This is a genomic window from Bacillus sp. FSL K6-1106 (genome assembly GCF_038005245.1).
Lineage (GTDB): Bacteria > Bacillota > Bacilli > Bacillales > Bacillaceae > Bacillus > Bacillus altitudinis.
Window position 1 is genome coordinate 109,138 of the sequence record NZ_JBBOSV010000001.1, and the last position, 19,304, is coordinate 128,441.

Here is a 19,304-nt window from a genome sequence, read left to right on the forward strand (position 1 = left end):
ATAGGAAAATCAGGAAGGAAGATGCTGATGAATCGTAAATATCTACCCGCCAGTCTTCTCGTGATGACCCTTCTTTTATTTCTGATGAACATAGAGGCTGAAGCAAAAGAGCCTGTCATGGCGCCGAGGATAGAAGCTCCTACATTAACAGGTGAAACGCAGGTGATCCCGGTGAAAGGGAAGCGGACCATTCTGCATTTTTGGACAACGTGGTGCCCGTCCTGCAAAATGGAGCTGCCAGCCTTTGAACAGATCGTGAAAGAAAATCAAAGTGATGTAGACATACTGACTGTGAATTTACTTGGTGCTGAGCAAAGCAAGCATGCAGTTGCCCAATTTGTGAAAGACAGAAAGTTTACATTTCCGATCGTTCTCGATGAACACGGAGAAATGATGAAGAAATACCAAATCATTACGATCCCGACGACCTTTTTCATCAATGAAAAGGGTGAAGTGGTCAAAAACCATGTAGGTCCGCTGACGAAAAAACAAATCAAAGAGTGGACAAATTCTTAGAACACAAGCTTTCTGTAAGAACCAATGGGCGATCCGTTGGTTCTTTTTTGTGTTCAATTATCTTTCAGATGAATAAAATGTGCTCAGAAAGAGGAAGAAATGTCGGATGCTAATAATGATAATTATTATCAAAAAGAAATTATAATAATTATTAATTGAAAATTGATCAGAACCTGTTATAATGAGTTACAGACCTATAAAAAGCTTGAAATAGCAGAAAATATAGATGATAAACGGAACGGGCAACGATTGATAATGTGAAAATCATTATCAATTAGAGAGGAGAAAGTAATCATGAATGAGAATACAGCACTTTATCAAACGACAGATCAAAAGGGATCCAACTCGCTCTTTCAAAAATGGGCACAGCACGGAGAATTAATCGCAGCAGGTATTTCGGGGATTCTCATCTTGATTGGATGGTTTCTAAAGGATGAAACGATGTGGAGTATTCCTCTTTTCATTCTTGCTTTTGTTATTGGTGGTTTTGCAAAGGCAAAGGAAGGAATTGAAGAAACCATTTCATCCAAGACATTAAATGTAGAACTTTTAATGATATTTGCTGCGATAGGCTCAGCGATCATTGGCTACTGGGCAGAGGGCGCCATTTTAATTTTTATTTTTTCGCTTAGCGGTGCGCTAGAAACGTATACGTCAAATAAAAGTAAAAAAGACTTAACGGCCTTAATGAGTATCGCTCCAGATGAAGCCACTTTAATTGAAGAAGATGGAACCACCATCCAAATCGCTGCTTCTTCACTTACGCCAGGCGATCGTATTTTAATCAAAGCGGGCGAACGAATTGCAGCAGATGGTGTGATCATGAGCGGAAGAACAAGTGTAGACGAATCTGCCTTAACGGGTGAATCGGTGCCTCAGGAAAAAGGGCAAGGGGAAGATGTGTTTGCAGGAACAGTGAATTTAAATGGTTCATTAACAGTAGAAGTAACAAAACATAATGAAGAAACACTTTTTCATAAAATCATTAAGCTGGTGGAATCTGCACAAGAAAGTGTATCGCCAAGCCAAGCATTTATTGAAAAATTTGAAGGTGCATATGTAAAAGGTGTGCTCATCACTGTAGCGATTTTAATGTTCCTACCTCATTTTGTACTTGGCTGGAGCATGAGTGAAACGTTCTACCGTGCGATGGTGTTTATGGTAGTTGCCTCGCCTTGTGCACTTGTTGCCTCAATTATGCCAGCAGCTCTTTCACTCATCTCAAACGGTGCAAGAAACGGTATGCTTGTAAAAGGAAGTGTCTTTTTAGAAAAACTGGGCACAAGTACGATGATTGCATTTGATAAAACGGGTACGATTACAAGTGGAAAACCAGCTGTTGAAAAAGTGGTCTTGGCAAAAGGGCAAGATGAATCGACCTTTTATCATGCACTCTATCAAATTGAAAGTCAGTCAAACCATCCATTAGCTAAAGCCATTACTGATATGGCAAAAGAGCATTATACAGAGCGGGCAGTCCACGTAACCATTGAAGAAACATCAGGTTTTGGTGTGGAAGCACAATTAAATGAGGACACATGGCGGATTGGGAAGAAAGATTTTGCCGGAAAAGCTTCAATGGATCGTGATATTGAAGTGAATGGTGATGTTCTTTCATCCAAAGGATATACAGTTGTCTATGTTCAAAAAAATCAAGAAGTCGTCGGCTGTCTCGGTTTGAAGGATCAAATCAGACCTGAAGCCAAAAAAATGATTCAGGAGCTGAATGATTTAGGCATCCAAACCGTCATGCTCACAGGGGATCAGCAAAAAACAGCTGAAGCGATTGCAGAGGAAGCAGGCATCCAAACCGTTGTCGCTGAATGTCTTCCAGATGAAAAGGTACACGAAGTCAATCAACTGAAAAAACAAGGTGATTCGATCATTATGGTCGGAGATGGAATCAATGATGCACCTGCACTCGCCACAGCGGATGTTGGCGTCGCAATGGGCGGAGGCACAGATGTTGCTTTAGAAACAGCAGATCTCATTTTAATGAAAAATAACTTAAACAATCTAACAAAGATGATCCGTCTTTCAAGAAAGATGAACCGAATCATTAAGCAAAACATCATCTTTTCATTAACAGTTATTTGTTTGTTAATCTGTGCGAATTTCTTACAAGTTCTTGATTTACCTTTTGGTGTCATTGGGCATGAAGGCAGTACGATTTTGGTTATTTTAAACGGACTTCGTTTGCTTCGTGCTTCTTAAGCAAATCACAAAAGCGCACTGGCTTTAGGTCAGTGCGCTTTTGTGCGAAATACAGTGAAAACTGATACAATAGATCAGTAGTCAAACGTGTGAGGAGGATCACGATGAATCGAATGAAAAACTTGTCTTCTTGGCTTAAGAAAAAAGACATTCAAGGTGCATTTATACATACAAAGGAGAATGTATTCTATCTATCTGGATACTTCACAGAGCCGCATGAAAGAGTGATGGGGCTGTTTGTTTTTGAGGAAGCAGATCCATTTTTCATTTTGCCTAAGATGGAAGTTGAGCAAGCAAAAAATGCGGGATGGGCTGGAGATCTCATTGGATATGAAGACCATGAAAACCCCTTTGATTTCATACAAAAGGCACTAGAAAAACGAGGAGTAAAAGCGACTCGCCTAGCGATTGAAAAAGAATCCATTCCTTTGCAAAGAGCAGAGCAGCTTCAAGCTGTCACTGGGGCAGAAACATTCGTCCGGGCAGAAGATGTGCTCAATCAGCTAAGACTAATTAAAGACGAAGCTGAAATTGAAACATTGAAAAAAGCTGCTCAATTGGCAGACGAAGGCGTCAAAATTGGGGTTCATGCCCTAAAAGAAGGGGTGACGGAAACCGAAGTTCTTGCTGTCATCGAATATGAACTGAAGAAAAAAGGCATTCAGGGCATGTCCTTTTCAACCATGGTACTATTCGGAGAAAAATCAGGAGAACCTCATGGAAATCCTGGGCAGGCAGCCTTGAAAAAAGGTGATTTTGTTTTATTTGACCTCGGCGTGATTGTGGATGGCTATTGTTCAGATATTACAAGAACCTTCATCTATCAAGAAGCGTCTGAACAACAAAAGGATATTTACAACACCGTCTTGAAAGCCGAATTGGCAGCACTTGATATGAGCCAGCCGGGTGTGAGAATTGGTGACCTTGACTTAAAAGCAAGAGGGCTGATCGCAGAAGCAGGATATGGCGAATACTTCCCGCACCGTCTAGGGCATGGACTCGGGGTTTCTGTTCATGAGTTCCCTTCTATGAGTCAAGCAAATGATGACCTTCTAAAAGAAGGGATGGTCTATACGATCGAGCCGGGTATTTATGTACCAGGAGTCGGCGGGGTTAGAATTGAAGACGATGTTCTCATTACAAAAGATGGCCCAGTCACCTTAACCAATTATCCAAAAGAGTTGACGATCATCAAGTAATGAAAAAAATCACGATGAACGTCCAAGTGTTGGGAGCGTCATCGTGATTTTTTTGTCACTCTTTGCGATCCTTATCAACAAAAAAATCATCAATTGATTGAAACGGCTTGATTTTATGTTCTTTTCCTAAAGGATGTAGTGCGAATCGAGCAGAAAACAAAATAGTCAAACATAATATGATCCATATGATAATACCCATCTTGAATTCCCCTTTCCACCCAGTGATTTGTTCAGCTCACATACATCTTAAAGTATGAAACGCTTACCATATCAAGAGAAAGTAGGAGAAAAAATGCCTAACATAAGGGATATTGCGAAAAGAGCGGGTGTATCTGTTACCACCGTATCACGAGTGATGAATGATCATCCTTATGTCAAAGAAGAAAAGCGAGAGCGCGTACTTAGTGCGATGAAAGAGCTCAAATATACACGGAATATTCAGGCAGTGCATTTAGCAAAGGGCTATTCCAATATGCTTGGAATTGTACTTCCGACAATTGATCACTCCTATTTCAGCGGAATTGTCACAGGGATTGCAGAGAAAGCACAGGAGTGCGGAATGCATTTTGCCTTGTTTCAAACAGGATATGACCCATTAAAGGAAAAAGAAGCATTAATGAGCTTAAAAGAGCAGCGTGTGAATGGTTTAATCTTTTGCTCAAATGCGTTAAGTGATCAAGAAATTTTAAAGTGGCAGGAATCTGGTCCTATTATCTTTTGTCATCCTACTCCGCATGATACATGTTCATCGGTATCGATTGCGCATGATCAGGCTTTTAAGGAAGGGCTTGAACACTTAGCGGCATGCGGTCATGAGCGAATCGCAATCGTTCTTGCTAGAACAGAAGGGGAGAATAGCCAAGTTCGCATTCAGACTTATCAAGAAATGATGCAGTCGCTTGGGCAGGACATTGATGAGGACTGGGTCATTGAAGGAAAACTGACCATTTTTGATGGCAAGCAATTATTTACAGAATGGAAAGAGATGAAAAATCGTCCGACAGCCTTACTGATTACGAACGATGATGTCTCAGCAGGTTTTTTACTAGAAGCACAGCGTCACCAAATAAACGTTGGAGAATCACCAGCCATACTTGGCTTTCAAAACGATCAATTGAGTGAAGCATTGGGGATTTCTAGTATAGACATTCCCCTCAAACAAATGGGGCAGGAAGCATTTGACTTGTTTAATCGAGTGTTACAAGGTGAGGCACCAGAAAAAAGGGTGCTGTCATATCGACTCGTTGAGCGCACAACGACTATTTTGAAAAACAATCGTTGACGCACGTTTCATCTGTTTTGTACGATAAGAAGGATTGAATAAGAAGGAGGTGGGGATGTTCATGGAATCCTTCACCGTTGATAAAGCGTTAAATAATAATGTCATCATCGCAAAACACCCTTCTTTAGGCGAAGTGGTCCTGATTGATAAAGGGATCGGCTTTGGGAAAAAATCGGGTGACGTTCTCGATCAAGCGGCATTTGAGAAAATGTTTGTGTTAAAGAACACAAAAGAGCAAACAGAATACAAACAATTGCTGCACCACATTAATGAGGACATGATTGAGCTTGCCAATGACGTCATTTATCATATACGAGAAAAAATGGGGCATCGTTTAAATGAGCATATTCATATTGCACTGACAGATCATATTGCCTTTAGTTTTAAGCGAGTTAAGCAAGGCTATGATATCACCAATCCTTTTATGCTTGAAACGAAATCCTTATACCCGAAAGAATACGAGGTCGCAAAGGAAGTCGTGGAACTGATAAATGCGCGGCCAGATGTTGAAACAAAGCTGCCCGAAGGAGAGATTGGGTTTATTGCGCTCCACATTCACTCTGCTTTAACGAACCGGCCTTTATCCGAGGTCAACCGTCATTCGCAGCTCATGTCACAAATGGTCCAAGTCATCGAAGATGCATTTCATATGAAAGTAGACAGAGAAAGTATTCATTATTTACGCTTACTGCGCCATATTACGTTTTCGATTGAGCGTATTAAACGGGAAGAATCATTAGAGGAGCCAGAAAAGTTGCTTCATCTATTGAAAAATGAATATCCTTTATGCTACAATACTGCTTGGAAAATGATCAAAATTTTGCAACATGCATTGAAAAAGCCTGTACAAGATGCCGAAGCTGTCTATTTGACACTTCACCTGTACAGATTGACGAATAAAATTTCATAGTTTCCTTGAAACGTGTAACTGATTCGATCAGGCATGAGTGACTTAAGGTAAATACAGGATAAGATCCTGTTATTTGCGCAACCTTATATCACCATGCCTTTTTTGTGTTCTGAAAGTGAAATGTAAACGGTTAATTATGAAATGTACGTCAGTGTGTAATTGAAATGCATGTTGTAAGCGAAAACAAAAGGAGGTTCAACCAGTGTTTAAATCACTTTTTGGTGTGTTGCAAAAAATTGGACGAGCACTTATGCTTCCAGTTGCGATCCTTCCTGCTGCTGGTATTTTACTAGCACTCGGAAATGCGATGCAAAATCCGCAGCTGATTGATGTCGCTCAATTTTTAAGCAATGATACAATTCAGCTTGTTGCAAGTGTTATGGAGAATGCGGGGAATATTGTCTTCTCGAATCTTCCACTCCTATTTGCTGTAGGGGTTGCCATCGGTCTTGCCAATGGAGACGGTGTGGCAGGGATTGCCGCGATCATCGGTTACCTTGTCATGAACGTAACGATGAGTGCCGTATTAATGGCCAACGGTTCCATTCCATCCGATTCAATCAAATTGGCTAAGTTCTTTAAGGAAAGTCATCCAGCGTATGTGAATATGCTCGGCATACCGACCTTGTCTACCGGCGTGTTTGGCGGGATTATTGTCGGGGTATTAGCCGCTTATATGTTTAATAAATTTTACAAAATTGAGCTCCCGCAATATCTTGGCTTCTTTGCTGGTAAGCGTTTTGTTCCAATCGTTACGTCGATTTCAGCACTTATTTTAGGGCTTTTGATGCTCGTCATTTGGCCGCCAATCCAAGGTGCATTGAACTCATTTTCAACTGGACTGCTTGCAGCGAATGAGCCGCTAGCTGCCTTTGTATTCGGTGTCATTGAACGCTCATTAATTCCGTTTGGTCTGCACCACATATTCTACGCACCATTCTGGTATGAATTTTTTAGCTATAAGAGCTTATCAGGAGATATTATCCGTGGTGATCAGCGTATTTTCATGGCGCAAATCAAAGATGGTGTTCAGCTGACAGCCGGTACATTCATGACAGGGAAATATCCGTTCATGATGTTTGGACTTCCAGCTGCAGCACTTGCGATTTACCATGAAGCAAAACCTAAGAATAAAAAACTTGTAGCAGGAATTATGGGGTCAGCGGCCCTTACTTCTTTCCTAACAGGGATCACTGAACCGCTTGAATTCTCATTTTTGTTTGTTGCACCGATATTATTTGCGATTCACTGTGTATTTGCTGGATTATCCTTTATGATAATGGATATTCTAAACGTAAAAATCGGAATGACCTTCTCAGGAGGGTTAATCGACTTCTTCCTATTTGGTATCCTGCCGAATAGAACCGCTTGGTGGCTTGTTATTCCAGTCGGTCTCGTACTGGCTGTCATTTACTACTTCGGATTCAGATTTGCGATTCGCAAGTTTAATCTGAAAACGCCAGGACGAGAAGATGAAGCAGCTGACGGTGCAAGCAGCGCTCAATCTGGAAAAGGCGATGACTTACCTTATGAAATTCTTGAAGCAATGGGTGACCAAGAAAACATTAAACACCTAGATGCTTGTATTACGCGTTTACGTGTCACTGTAAATGATCAGAAAAAAGTGGATAAAGACCGCTTGAAAAAGCTTGGCGCTTCAGGTGTCCTTGAAGTAGGGAATAACATCCAGGCCATCTTTGGACCACGCTCTGATAATTTAAAAACACAAATGCAAGACATTATTGCAGGGCGCACACCTCGACCAGCGAAAGACCCTTCTGCAAAAGAAGAAGTCAGCCAGCAGGTTGAAGAAGTCATTGCAAAACCGCTTCAAAACGAACAAGGGGAAGAAACGTTTGCTTCACCAATTACAGGGGAGCTGCATCCAATTACAGATGTGCCAGATCAAGTATTCTCAGGGAAAATGATGGGTGACGGTTTTGCTATCTTGCCAAAAGAGGGAACAGTGGTTTCACCAGTAAGAGGAAAAATCTTAAATGTGTTCCCAACAAAACACGCCATCGGCCTCCAGTCTGATGGTGGACTTGAAATCTTGATTCACTTCGGGATTGATACAGTCAGCCTCAAAGGAGAAGGATTTGAAGCATTTGTACAAGAGGGAGACCAAGTAGAAATCGGTCAAAAACTTTTAGAGGTTGATATTGATAAAATTAAGTCAGAAGTACCATCTTTAATGACACCAATTGTATTTACAAACTTAAGTGAAGGACAATTTATTGACCTTCAAGAATCCGGTGAAATCAAAGCTGGCCAAGAAAACATCATGAAAATTTCAAAATAATTTTCATAACTGCCGTTCTTGTTAGATGACAAGCTCGGCAGTATGATATAATATTGTGGATGTATGAAATGTATAAAAAGGAGATTGATAAAAATGGCTCAACAAACATTCAAAGTAACTGCAGATTCTGGAATTCACGCACGTCCTGCAACAGTTCTTGTACAAACTGCTAGTAAATATGATGCTGATATCAACTTAGAATATAATGGTAAAACAGTGAACCTGAAATCTATTATGGGTGTAATGTCTCTAGGAATTGCGAAAGGTGCTACAATCACTATCTCTGCTTCTGGTTCTGATGAAAATGATGCACTTGCTGCACTTAAAGACACAATGAAAAGTGAAGGCCTAGGCGAGTAATGCAACAACTGAAAGGAATCGGTGCTTCAGCAGGCGTTGCGATTGCAAAAGCATATCGTCTGGAAGAACCAGATTTAACAGTTCACCAAAAAGACATCAATGATCCAGAGACAGAAGTGAAGCGTTTTGAAGAAGCAATTCATGTTTCTAAACAAGAACTTGAAGCAATTAAAGAACATGCGCTAAAAGAGCTTGGCCAAGACAAAGCAGATATCTTTTCTGCACACCTTCTTGTGTTAAGTGATCCAGAGCTGCTCAACCCAGTGAAGGATAAAATCACATCGGATAAAGTAAATGCTGAATTTGCTTTAAAAGAAACAGCAACAATGTTTGTTACAATGTTTGAAGCAATGGACAATGAATACATGAAAGAACGTGCAGCGGATATTCGCGACGTTACAAAACGTGTCACTGGTCATTTGCTAGGCGTTGACATTCCAAACCCAAGTATGATTTCTGAAGAAGTCATTATCATTGCTGAAGATTTAACACCTTCTGATACAGCTCAGCTGAACAGACAATTCGTCAAAGGTTTTGCGACAGATATCGGTGGTCGTACTTCTCACTCAGCGATTATGGCAAGATCAATGGAAATTCCAGCAGTTGTTGGGACAAAAGAAGCAACAAAAACGGTGAAAAACAATGATCTGATCATTGTTGATGGTATTAGTGGAGACGTCATCATTCAGCCTTCTGAAGATGAAGTGAAAGCGTATCAAAAAAAGCATGAAGACTACTTAGCTCAAAAAGCGGAATGGGCGAAACTTGTTGACCAGCCAACGGTCACAAAAGACGGCGTTCACGTAGAGTTAGCTGCGAATATTGGAACACCTGAAGATGTGAAAGGTGTGCTTGAAAATGGCGGCGAAGCAGTTGGATTGTACCGTACAGAATTTTTATACATGGGCAGAGATCAGCTCCCAACAGAAGAAGAGCAGTTCGATGCGTATAAAACCGTTTTAGAGAAGATGGAAGGCAAAGCTGTGGTTGTCCGCACACTAGATATTGGTGGCGATAAAGAACTTCCTTACTTGCAGCTTCCAAAAGAAATGAACCCGTTCCTTGGCTATAGAGCGATCCGCCTTTGCCTTGAAGAGCAGGAGATTTTTAGAACACAGCTACGCGCGTTACTTCGTGCAAGTACATATGGAAACTTGAAAATCATGTTCCCTATGATCGCGACGTTATCAGAATTTAGAGAAGCAAAAGCTATTTTACTTGAAGAAAAAGAAGCATTGGTTGCTGCTGGTACAGAAGTATCTGATTCCATTGAAATCGGAATGATGGTAGAAATTCCATCAACAGCTGTTATCGCAGATCAATTTGCAAAAGAAGTAGATTTCTTCAGTATTGGAACAAATGATTTGATTCAATACACAATGGCTGCTGATCGAATGAACGAACGAGTGTCTTATCTTTACCAGCCATACAATCCAGCTATTTTACGCCTCATAACGCTTGTGATTGAAGCAGCGCATAAAGAAGGTAAATGGGTTGGCATGTGCGGTGAGATGGCAGGAGATGAAATCGCAATCCCGCTCCTACTTGGATTAGGATTAGATGAATTTTCAATGAGTGCAACATCGATTCTTCCAGCAAGAACGCAGTTAAGCAAGCTTTCTAAGGAAGAAGCTGCATCATTTAAAGAGCATATCTTATCACTGAGCACAACTGAAGAAGTGGTTGATTTCGTGAAAAAAACGTTTCAACATAACTAGGCGATGTGAACCAGACAGGTCAAACTGTCTGGTTTTTTTGTCGAATTTTATCATAATCAGTCATATCGCTTGCAGAGAAGGGCATCCTAAAATAAAAAATGGAGGTGACCAGTTTGTCTTTCTCTAACTATAAGCCGGGTGATCAAGTATATGTCATTTATCGAAATCCACATGCAGCCAATGTCGCACAAATTAAAGAAGCGGAAATCGTTTCACATCCTTACAATGAGCAAGAGCTTGCGCTATTTCTACTTGAAACATATCACCCATTAGCCCCTGATGATGCCGTATTTCCAACATACGAAGAAGCAGAAGCCCTTTATCAAGATCTGTTTGAATAAGGGAGATTTTAGAAAGGATAGAAGCCATCCTGAGAGGTTAAAGTAACGGTATGAACCTATAAGGTAAGGGTGTGCTAAATATGATCAAACCGTTCGTTCCCCAGCTTGTGTATATTGAACCTCGGGCGCTAGAGTACCCATTAGGACAAGAGCTGAAAGAAAAGTTTGAAGGCATGGGAATTGAAATTAGAGAAACAACCTCACACAACCAAGTGAGAAATATTCCGGGGAAAAATGATTTGCAAAAGTACCGTAATGCAAAGTCGACGCTCGTTATCGGCGTGAGAAAAACCTTAAAATTTGATACATCTAAACCATCTGCAGAGTATGCCATTCCGTTTGCGACAGGATGCATGGGGCATTGCCATTATTGCTACCTGCAAACGACTATGGGGAGTAAGCCGTACATTCGCACATATGTCAATGTAGAAGAGATCTTAGATCAGGCTGAACAGTACATGAACGAGCGTGCGCCTGATATCACGCGATTTGAAGCCTCGTGTACATCTGATATCGTCGGAATTGACCATTTGACTCACACACTCAAACGAGCGATTGAATACTTTGGTCAAACCGATCTTGGCAAACTACGCTTTGTTACGAAATTTCATCATGTAGACCATTTGTTAGATGCAAAACACAATGGACGAACAAGATTCCGCTTTAGTATCAATGCCGATTATGTCATTAAATATTTCGAACCTGGAACATCACCACTCGATCAGCGGATTGAAGCGGCTGTAAAGGTAGCAAAAGCAGGCTATCCACTTGGCTTTATTATTGCCCCTATTTACATTCATGAAGGGTGGCAAGAGGGCTATAAAGTCCTATTTGAAAAACTCGATGCAGCTCTCCCTGAAGAAGTGAGACAAGATATCACCTTTGAAATGATTCAGCACCGTTTTACAAAACCGGCGAAGCGTGTCATCCAAAAAAACTATCCAAAAACAAAACTAGAACTAGATGAAGAAAAGAGAAGATATAAGTGGGGTAGATATGGAATTGGAAAATATATCTATCAAAAAGATGAAGAACAAGAACTTAGACAGACATTAGAATCATATATCGAACAGTACTTTCCGTCTGCAAAAATTGAATATTTTACTTAAAACAAGTCATTATGGCTTGTTTTTTCTATTTAAATTTTCTTACAACTATTGAATGCGGTACCAATTTTGCCGATATACACATTAAGATGCGAAAGTAGGATGTAGGGGTGATGAGATGTTTAAGAAACTTCAAGTGAGAATAGCTGTTTTCATCTCAGTTATTTTAATTTTAACCGTTGTCGCAGTTCAAGTGGGTTCCAATTTAGTATTAAGACCACTGATTGAACGAGATGCGAAAACAACGACAGCAGCAACGGCAGAAAGCATGAGAGACATCATAGCACTAAAGCTTGAGAATTACGGTGATACGATTAACAAATTGGCAACAAGTACACTTACTGAAGATTTTGCACAGAAACAAACAAAACAGACATTGGCATTTGAAAACGATGAATTAAAAGGATTGCAGGAGCAGGATGAACTCATCTCGCTTGCTTATATAGGAACAAGTGATGGTAAAATGTTCGCTTTCCCGGAGTCCGATTTTGGTGAAGGGTATGATCCGTCTAAACGAGACTGGTATATTCAAGCGGCTGAAAAGCCTGACGACGTCCTATGGACAGATCCGTACATTGATAAAGCAACAAATGAAATGGTCGTTTCAGCCACGAAGGCGATCGTACGAAACGGGAAAGTAGTCGGTGTCGCTGGACTTGACTTGAAACTGGCTTCCATTCAGTCTTATATAAAAGAACAAAAGATTCCTTATATGGGAACGGCTTTCTTAGTTGACGGCACAGGGACCATTTTGGCACATCCAACAGAGCAAGGAAAAAATATCTCAAAAGTCGCTTCTGTGAAAAAAGCGATCGACAACTCGGGTATTGATGATGACAAACAGCTGACCGTCATCTCAAAAATTAAAGAGGCAAACTGGACGATCGGTGTGAGCTTCGAGAAAAAGAAACTTCTTTGGATCACTGAACAAATGAATCAGACAAGTATCATTATTTCTGTCATTGCCATTATACTTGCCATGATTCTAAGCTACTTATTGGCTAGAAGCATTACAACACCAATTAAACGCCTCATCGAGCATGTTCGTAAAGTGTCTGAAGGCGATTTAACCAGCTCGCTTGAGTCGAAGTCTCAGGATGAGATAGGTTTCCTGACGAAAAGCTTTAATCAAATGACTGAAGGCATCAGGGATTTAATTGAAAAAGTGAAAGAGTCTTCAGATCAGGTTGTGAAATCAACGGATGAAGTGACCCAAATTTCAAACGAGACCTTGCTGTCTAGTGAACAGATTGCAACGGCTATTCAAGAGGTCGCTGTAGGAGCGACGAAACAAGCATCAGAAGCGGAAACCATTAATGAAAAATCAGAGCATTTGTATGAAAAAGTTCGTCATATGGGTGAGCTTGCCACGCAAATGCAAACCAACTCAAAATCATCGGAAGATGCAAGCTATAGAGGACTTGATGCTCTTGGTCTGCTCGTCCAAAAATCAACACAAGCGAATGAAGAATCGAAGAAGGTAGAGCAAATGCTGCTTGACCTTGAGCATAAAACGAAAAATATTGAAAACGTCGTAACAGCGATCTCTGAAATCTCAGATCAAACGAATTTACTCGCACTGAATGCAAGTATTGAAGCAGCGAGAGCAGGAGAAAGCGGAAGAGGATTTGCTGTTGTTGCAGAAGAAGTCAGAAAGCTGGCTGAACAATCTGCAGAATCAACGAAACATATTAGTGAAACCGTAAAACTCATTCAAGATGAATCGAAAAAGGCAGCTGAAGCGATGACAGCAGCAAGCAAAATGAATGAAGAACAAGGTGATGCGATCAATTCAACAGGTGAGGCACTCAGCAGTATCACAATGGAAATGCAGGCACTTGTCGGCTCCATTGACAGCATTCATACACAAATCAATGAAATGACTGAAGAACAGCAGAAAATGAATGATTCCATTCAAAGTATTGCGGCCATTTCACAAGAATCCGCCGCTTCAGCTGAGGAAGTACATGCTTCCACAGACGAACAAGTACAAGCTTTAGAAAGAACGAAAACATCAACAGAAATGTTGAACGAATCAAGTCAGGCACTGCGTCAGGCAGTCAATCGGTTTAAACTATAATCTTGCAGAAAAGAACCTTGCCATGTGAGCAAGGTTCTTTTTGTATGATAAAATATGAACAGAGGAGGGTGCCAACATGCATGTTAATCTATCTGGAAAAAAAGCATTGGTCGCAGCAAGCAGTCAAGGTATCGGTAAAGCCATTGCCTTTCATCTTGCAAAAGAGGGAGCAGATGTGATGCTCTCGGGAAGACATGAGCACACGCTGCAAGAAGCGGTCAAAGAATTATCCCCGCTTGTAAAAGGGAAGCTGACGTATCAAGTATGTGATGTATCTGATGCCAAGCAAATTAAAGCGCTTGTCGTCGCAGCAGCAGGTGATGAAAAACGTCTTGATATACTAGTGAACAATACAGGCGGTCCTCAAACAGGAACACTTGAAACCTTAACAGATGAAGATTGGATGGAATCATTTCAGCTTCATTTACTCAGCTATATTCGGTTATTAAAAGAAGCCTTGCCGTATTTAAAAAAACAAGGTGCACGAGTGTTAAATATTGCATCTATGTCGGTCAAAGAACCGATCCCAGGCTTGATGCTGTCGAATACATTTAGACCGGCCATTACCGGCTGGACAAAAACAGCTGCCCAGGAGCTTGCCAAAGATGGTATTTTGATCAATACCTTAGCCCCGGGGAAAATTGAAACAGAGCGCGTGAAACAGTTGGACAAACACCGTGCACAAGAGGAGCAACAATCGGTTGAAGAGATCAAAGCACAAGCTGAACGTATGATTCCGCTGGGCCGTTACGGACAGCCAGAGGAATTTGCAACATATGCGGCTTTTCTTTTATCTGAAGCCAATACATATATGACAGGTCAAACCCTCATCATTGATGGTGGATTGACAAAGTCTCTATAAGGAGGAATTCTTGATGGCACAAATCAAAACAGTTGGTTTTATTGGAATCGGTGTAATGGGACGTAGTATGGCAGGGCATTTAATGGATGCTGGCTACGAAGTTCTCGTTTATACAAGAACAAAAGCAAAGGCAGACACATTGGTTCAAAAAGGTGCTCTTTGGAAATCGACCGTAAAGGAGATCGCAAAGGAGGCAGATGCCGTCATCACAATTGTCGGGTATCCATCAGATGTAGAAGAAGTCTATTTAGGAGAAGATGGACTCTTGGAACATGCTGCGCCTGGTACATACCTCATTGATATGACCACATCGAAACCTCAGCTGGCAAAAGAAATTGAAGCGAAAGCGAAGGAAAAAGGACTATTTGCATTAGATGCGCCGGTCTCTGGCGGAGACGTTGGAGCCCAAAACGGCACGCTGGCCATCATGATTGGCGGAGAAAAAGCAGCCTATGAAGCGTGCCTGCCGCTATTTCAGCAAATGGGCGAAAATATTCAATATCAAGGACCTGCAGGAAGTGGTCAGCATACAAAAATGTGTAACCAAATTGCTATCGCAGCAGGGATGGTAGGTGTCGCTGAGGCAATGGCTTATGCGGAAAAATCAGGACTTGATCCAGAGCAGGTACTTAAAAGCATCACAACAGGAGCAGCCGGCAGCTGGTCTTTGTCAAACCTTGCACCAAGAATGCTGAAAGGTGATTTCGAGCCAGGATTTTATGTGAAGCATTTTATTAAGGATATGGGCATTGCGCTTGAAGAAGCAGAGCTGATGGGAGAAGAGATGCCAGGTCTGTCATTAGCGAAGTCATTATATGAAAAGCTCAGCGAACAGGGCGAAGAAAACAGCGGAACACAAAGCATCTATAAATTATGGGTGAAATAAAAAAACTGCTCCGCCTACGTGGAACAGTTTGTAGCGTGTAAACAAGCCCTCACATTGCTGAAAAAAGAAGACAAACTAAAAACCTGTCCCAAATAGAGACAGGTTTTTTTGATCTTATTTTCCGATGAATTGCTGCGTCCAGTAGTTACCAGATTTTACATAACCTACACCGATATGTGTATAGTTTTTGTTTAAAATGTTCGCTCTGTGACCTTCACTGTTCATCCAAGCTGTGACTACTTCTTGAGGTGATCTTTGACCTTGCGCAATGTTTTCACCTGCTGTTTTGTACGTGATACCAAATTGCTTCATTTGATCAAATGGAGATCCGTAAGTTGGGCTTGTATGAGAGAAATAGTTTTTATCTTTCATATCTTGTGATTTAGCGCGAGCAGATTTGCTTAATTTAGAATCAACAGAAAGAGCTTTTAAGCCTTGTTTTGCACGCTCTTTATTTGTCAGCTCAACCACTTCTTGTTCAAATGCATTTAAGCTGCTGTCTGCTTTTGTTGCAGTTGTGTCTTTTTGATCAGATTTTGAGCTGTTGTTCGTTGTGTTTGCTTTTGCTGGTGTGCTTGGTTTAGAAGCAGCTGGTTTTTTGACTGATTCTTGTTTTTGCTCATTTTTTGCTTTGTTTACTTCTTTCACCACTTTTGTTCCAGTAACAGGTTGACCACTTTTGATCAGCTTGTTTAATAGAGCTTCGATCTCTTTTTGATTTGAAGTGCTTAGCTTGTTTACATCTGAAGAGATATGTAATTTTGCAGCTAATGTATGAAGATCAATGGCTTGATGCTGTACGTTTATGACTTGTTTCAGGTTAAGCTCTTTCGCATCAGCTGAATGCCCTCCAGTGAACGTGATCAATGCAGCAGCTGTCAGCGCTGAAAAAATGAATGATTTCTTTTTCATTTTGTAACTCCTCCTAAAATCTTTGTTTTGTTTTCTCACAGAAAATCATAACATGGACTTTTTGTTATAAACGTACCAGCATCCTCCATTGACAACGCCCATTTGTCATTTTTGTTAAAGTCATAGAAAGAATCTCCTCATATCAATGAATGGAGAATCTTTCTATTTAAAGAAAACGACATAAACATACCAATATTTTAAAGTGTTAGTATATTTTTTTGCAGAATAGGGATTGACAGCTTTTTTTCACTTGTTTCGCTGTAACAACTATTACAAAAGTGTTACAATAATGAGTGGTAATTGTAAAAGATTGAAAGGATGAGAGGAGCTACATAAGTGGGAGAGAAACAGCATCAAGGTGCTGCCGAGCAGAAAAAAATGAAGCGCCGGAACGCCTGGAGAATTAATCTCTTTTTCTTCGCTGTATTTAGTTTATTTGCTGGACTTGTCATCAAGCTCGGTGTGCTGCAAATCGTCAATGGTGAGGATTATAAAAAGCAAGCCAACCGAACTGAGGTCAAAACAGCATCATACCCGTCTCCAAGAGGAAAAATGTATGACGCGAGAGGAAGAGTCGTTGTTGATAACGAAAGTGTACCTGCCATCGTTTATACATCAGAAAGCGGTGTGAAAGCGGAGGATAAGATTAAAGTAGCAAGAAAACTTGCGACTTATATAAAAATGGATACAGATTTTTTGAGAGAGCGTGACATTCGAGATTTTTGGCTGGCAAGCCATCCGAAAGAAGCGGATAAGCTCATTTCAAAAGCAGAGCAAAAGAATCTTAAAGCAAAAGATGTCTATCCTCTTCAAGTAGAGCGTGTGCCTAAGAAAGAAGTCAAGGCGATCGAAAAAGATGCAGAGGAAAAAGCAGTTGCAGCGATCTATCGCAGGTTTACAGGCGGATATGCCTTTGAACCTCAAATCGTGAAAGCAATGGACCCGAACGAAGAGAAAAAAGGGGACGAAAAAGTTGCGTTGCTTGATGAAACAAAAGAATCAAAACAGACATCATCCGTAAGTTTGACATACGAAGAGATCTCACTAGTATCAGAGCATCTTGATGAACTGCCTGGTGTAAATGTCATCAATGACTGGACAAGGAAATATCCGTACGAAAAAACCCTCTATAATGTCCTTGGCGGTGTCACCACCCCAGAGCAAGGCATTATAAAAGAGCGTGAAGATTACTATATGGCAAGAGGTTACTCGAGAAATGACCGAGTAGGAAAAAGTTATTTAGAATATCAATATGAAGATTTTCTCAATCCAGAAAAAGCAACTGTTCAATATACACAGGTCGGCGGCAAACTGCTTGATGAAATCAAGCGGACAGAAGGACGAAGAGGACTTGACCTTGCACTCACATTTGATATGGAGCTGCAAAAGGAAGTCGACAAAATCGTTGAGTCAGAGCTAAGATCTGCTAGTGCAAGAAACTATATGATGGACCGTGCCTTTGTTGTGATGATGGACCCTAACACAGGTGATGTTCTCGCAATGTCAGGGAAGAAAATGGACGGAAGAGACGTCACAGATTATGCGATCGGAACATTTACGACACAGTATGAAATGGGCTCTGTTGTCAAAGGAGCTACTGTCCTCTCTGGTTATCAAGATGGTATGTCACACAACCAATCCTATACGGATACACCGCTGTATTTTGCGGGAAGTGGAAAACCGAAGAGGTCTTACAAAGATCTTGGGTGGGTTAATGACCTTCAGGCACTCCAAAAGAGTTCCAACGTTTATATGTTCCAAGTAGCGATGAGAATGGCAGGGATCACCTATCAAAAGGATGGCCCGTTACCAGCAAGACCTGAACACTTACAAAAAATGAGAAACTACTATGCTCAATTCGGTCTTGGCGTAAAAACAGGCATCGATTTGCCGCAGGAATCAAGCGGAATGCAGACGCATCCTAAGACAGTCGGCGGACTTTTGCTTGATGAAGCGATTGGTCAGTATGACACATATACACCACTTCAAGTCGCACAATACATGTCGACCATCGCAAATGGAGGTAACCGTATTCAGCCAAGAGTGGTGAAAAGTGTTCACTTCCCAACGAATAAGGAAGAAGTAGGTCCTGTTGTGAAGAAATATGAGCCGAAGGTGCTGAACACCATTAACAACTCGAAAGCAGATATCGACCGTGTCAAAATGGGACTAAAAATGGTCACATCAACAGGCGGGACTGCCGCTGGCCGGTTCGGTCAGCATGATGTCGCAGGGAAAACGGGTACAGCCCAAACCTTCTACTATGGTGCCAACCGGAGCTGGTGGGGGAATGCCACGTACAATTTAACCTTTGGAGGATATTATCCTTCTTCCAATCCGAAAGTGGCATTTAGTGTCGTCACACCGTATGTATCAGATAAAGATCCTGTCATTAAAACCATTCCAAGTAAAATTGTTGATAAGTACGTTGAATTACAAAAGAAATATGAAAAGCAATAAACAGCAGGGAGCACAGCAAGAGAAAGTGCTCCCTTTTTGCTGAAAATATGGACGTTTCACAAGAGATTGGGAGGAAAATACGGTTTTTCTAGCGAATCCTTTTTATACATCAAACTAAGGACAACCCTAAAAAAATTAAAGGAGGGTCGGACGACG

General features: G+C 41.1%; 15 protein-coding genes and 1 pseudogene. 15 read left to right on the plus strand and 1 reads right to left on the minus strand.

What is annotated here, in order from left to right; all coding sequences use genetic code 11:
- The first annotated feature begins 27 nt into the window (after nt 1-27).
- The 14 genes and pseudogenes from stoA (at nt 28) to MHI20_RS00665 (ending at nt 15,776) form a co-directional block, all read left to right on the plus strand.
- A complete protein-coding gene (gene stoA / locus MHI20_RS00605; RefSeq protein ID WP_045035136.1) occupies nt 28-516 on the plus strand; it encodes an endospore biogenesis thiol-disulfide oxidoreductase StoA in 489 nt (162 codons plus the stop codon).
- Between the two features lie 294 nt (nt 517-810).
- Entirely contained in the window at nt 811-2,730 is a 1,920-nt protein-coding gene (locus MHI20_RS00610; protein ID WP_340936271.1) for a heavy metal translocating P-type ATPase, read from the plus strand.
- 104 nt (nt 2,731-2,834) lie between these two features.
- On the plus strand, nt 2,835-3,929 hold the full coding sequence (locus tag MHI20_RS00615; RefSeq protein WP_039169129.1) for a M24 family metallopeptidase: 1,095 nt from the start codon (nt 2,835-2,837) through the stop codon (nt 3,927-3,929).
- A 292-nt stretch (nt 3,930-4,221) separates the two neighbouring features.
- Nucleotides 4,222-5,211, plus strand: a complete 990-nt coding sequence (locus tag MHI20_RS00620) for a LacI family DNA-binding transcriptional regulator (RefSeq protein ID WP_340936273.1) — start codon at nt 4,222-4,224, stop codon at nt 5,209-5,211.
- A 55-nt stretch (nt 5,212-5,266) separates the two neighbouring features.
- Nucleotides 5,267-6,121, plus strand: coding sequence for a glucose PTS transporter transcription antiterminator GlcT (gene glcT, locus MHI20_RS00625; protein ID WP_144666397.1), 855 nt, complete (start codon nt 5,267-5,269; stop codon nt 6,119-6,121).
- A 202-nt stretch (nt 6,122-6,323) separates the two neighbouring features.
- A complete protein-coding gene (gene ptsG / locus MHI20_RS00630; RefSeq protein WP_024719659.1) occupies nt 6,324-8,423 on the plus strand; it encodes a glucose-specific PTS transporter subunit IIBC in 2,100 nt (699 codons plus the stop codon).
- A 93-nt stretch (nt 8,424-8,516) separates the two neighbouring features.
- The gene (locus MHI20_RS00635; RefSeq protein WP_003211078.1) at nt 8,517-8,783 is read left to right on the plus strand and encodes a phosphocarrier protein HPr; all 267 of its coding nucleotides are present in this window, start codon (nt 8,517-8,519) and stop codon (nt 8,781-8,783) included.
- The gene (gene ptsP / locus MHI20_RS00640) at nt 8,783-10,501 is read left to right on the plus strand and encodes a phosphoenolpyruvate--protein phosphotransferase (RefSeq protein WP_008348058.1); all 1,719 of its coding nucleotides are present in this window, start codon (nt 8,783-8,785) and stop codon (nt 10,499-10,501) included. The genes MHI20_RS00635 and ptsP overlap by 1 nt, the downstream gene beginning before the upstream one ends.
- A gap of 98 nt (nt 10,502-10,599) precedes the next feature.
- Nucleotides 10,600-10,842 carry a transcriptional regulator SplA domain-containing protein gene (locus MHI20_RS00645; protein WP_034646394.1) on the plus strand — a complete coding sequence of 81 codons (243 nt, stop codon included), beginning with the start codon at nt 10,600-10,602 and terminating at the stop codon, nt 10,840-10,842.
- Nucleotides 10,843-10,922: 80 nt separating this feature from the next.
- Nucleotides 10,923-11,951, plus strand: a complete 1,029-nt coding sequence (gene splB, locus MHI20_RS00650; RefSeq protein ID WP_007498710.1) for a spore photoproduct lyase — start codon at nt 10,923-10,925, stop codon at nt 11,949-11,951.
- A gap of 115 nt (nt 11,952-12,066) precedes the next feature.
- Nucleotides 12,067-13,089 (plus strand): annotated as a pseudogene (locus MHI20_RS19175) (cache domain-containing protein); the annotation flags it as partial.
- On the plus strand, nt 13,081-14,028 hold the full coding sequence (locus MHI20_RS19180) for a methyl-accepting chemotaxis protein (protein WP_370529227.1): 948 nt from the start codon (nt 13,081-13,083) through the stop codon (nt 14,026-14,028). The pseudogene MHI20_RS19175 and the gene MHI20_RS19180, both read left to right, overlap by 9 nt.
- 76 nt (nt 14,029-14,104) lie before the next feature.
- On the plus strand, nt 14,105-14,890 hold the full coding sequence (locus MHI20_RS00660) for an SDR family oxidoreductase (protein ID WP_340936277.1): 786 nt from the start codon (nt 14,105-14,107) through the stop codon (nt 14,888-14,890).
- Nucleotides 14,891-14,903: 13 nt separating this feature from the next.
- Entirely contained in the window at nt 14,904-15,776 is an 873-nt protein-coding gene (locus tag MHI20_RS00665) for an NAD(P)-dependent oxidoreductase (protein ID WP_340936278.1), read from the plus strand.
- 114 nt (nt 15,777-15,890) lie between these two features.
- On the opposite strand, the gene MHI20_RS00670 is transcribed toward MHI20_RS00665, so the two are convergent.
- Nucleotides 15,891-16,688 (minus strand): CAP domain-containing protein, encoded by a 798-nt coding sequence (locus MHI20_RS00670; protein WP_340936279.1) that lies wholly within the window; start codon nt 16,686-16,688, stop codon nt 15,891-15,893.
- Between the two features lie 336 nt (nt 16,689-17,024).
- On the opposite strand from MHI20_RS00670, the gene MHI20_RS00675 reads away from it, so the two are divergent.
- The gene (locus tag MHI20_RS00675) at nt 17,025-19,148 is read left to right on the plus strand and encodes a peptidoglycan D,D-transpeptidase FtsI family protein (protein WP_138278460.1); all 2,124 of its coding nucleotides are present in this window, start codon (nt 17,025-17,027) and stop codon (nt 19,146-19,148) included.
- The last annotated feature ends 156 nt before the right edge of the window (nt 19,149-19,304 follow it).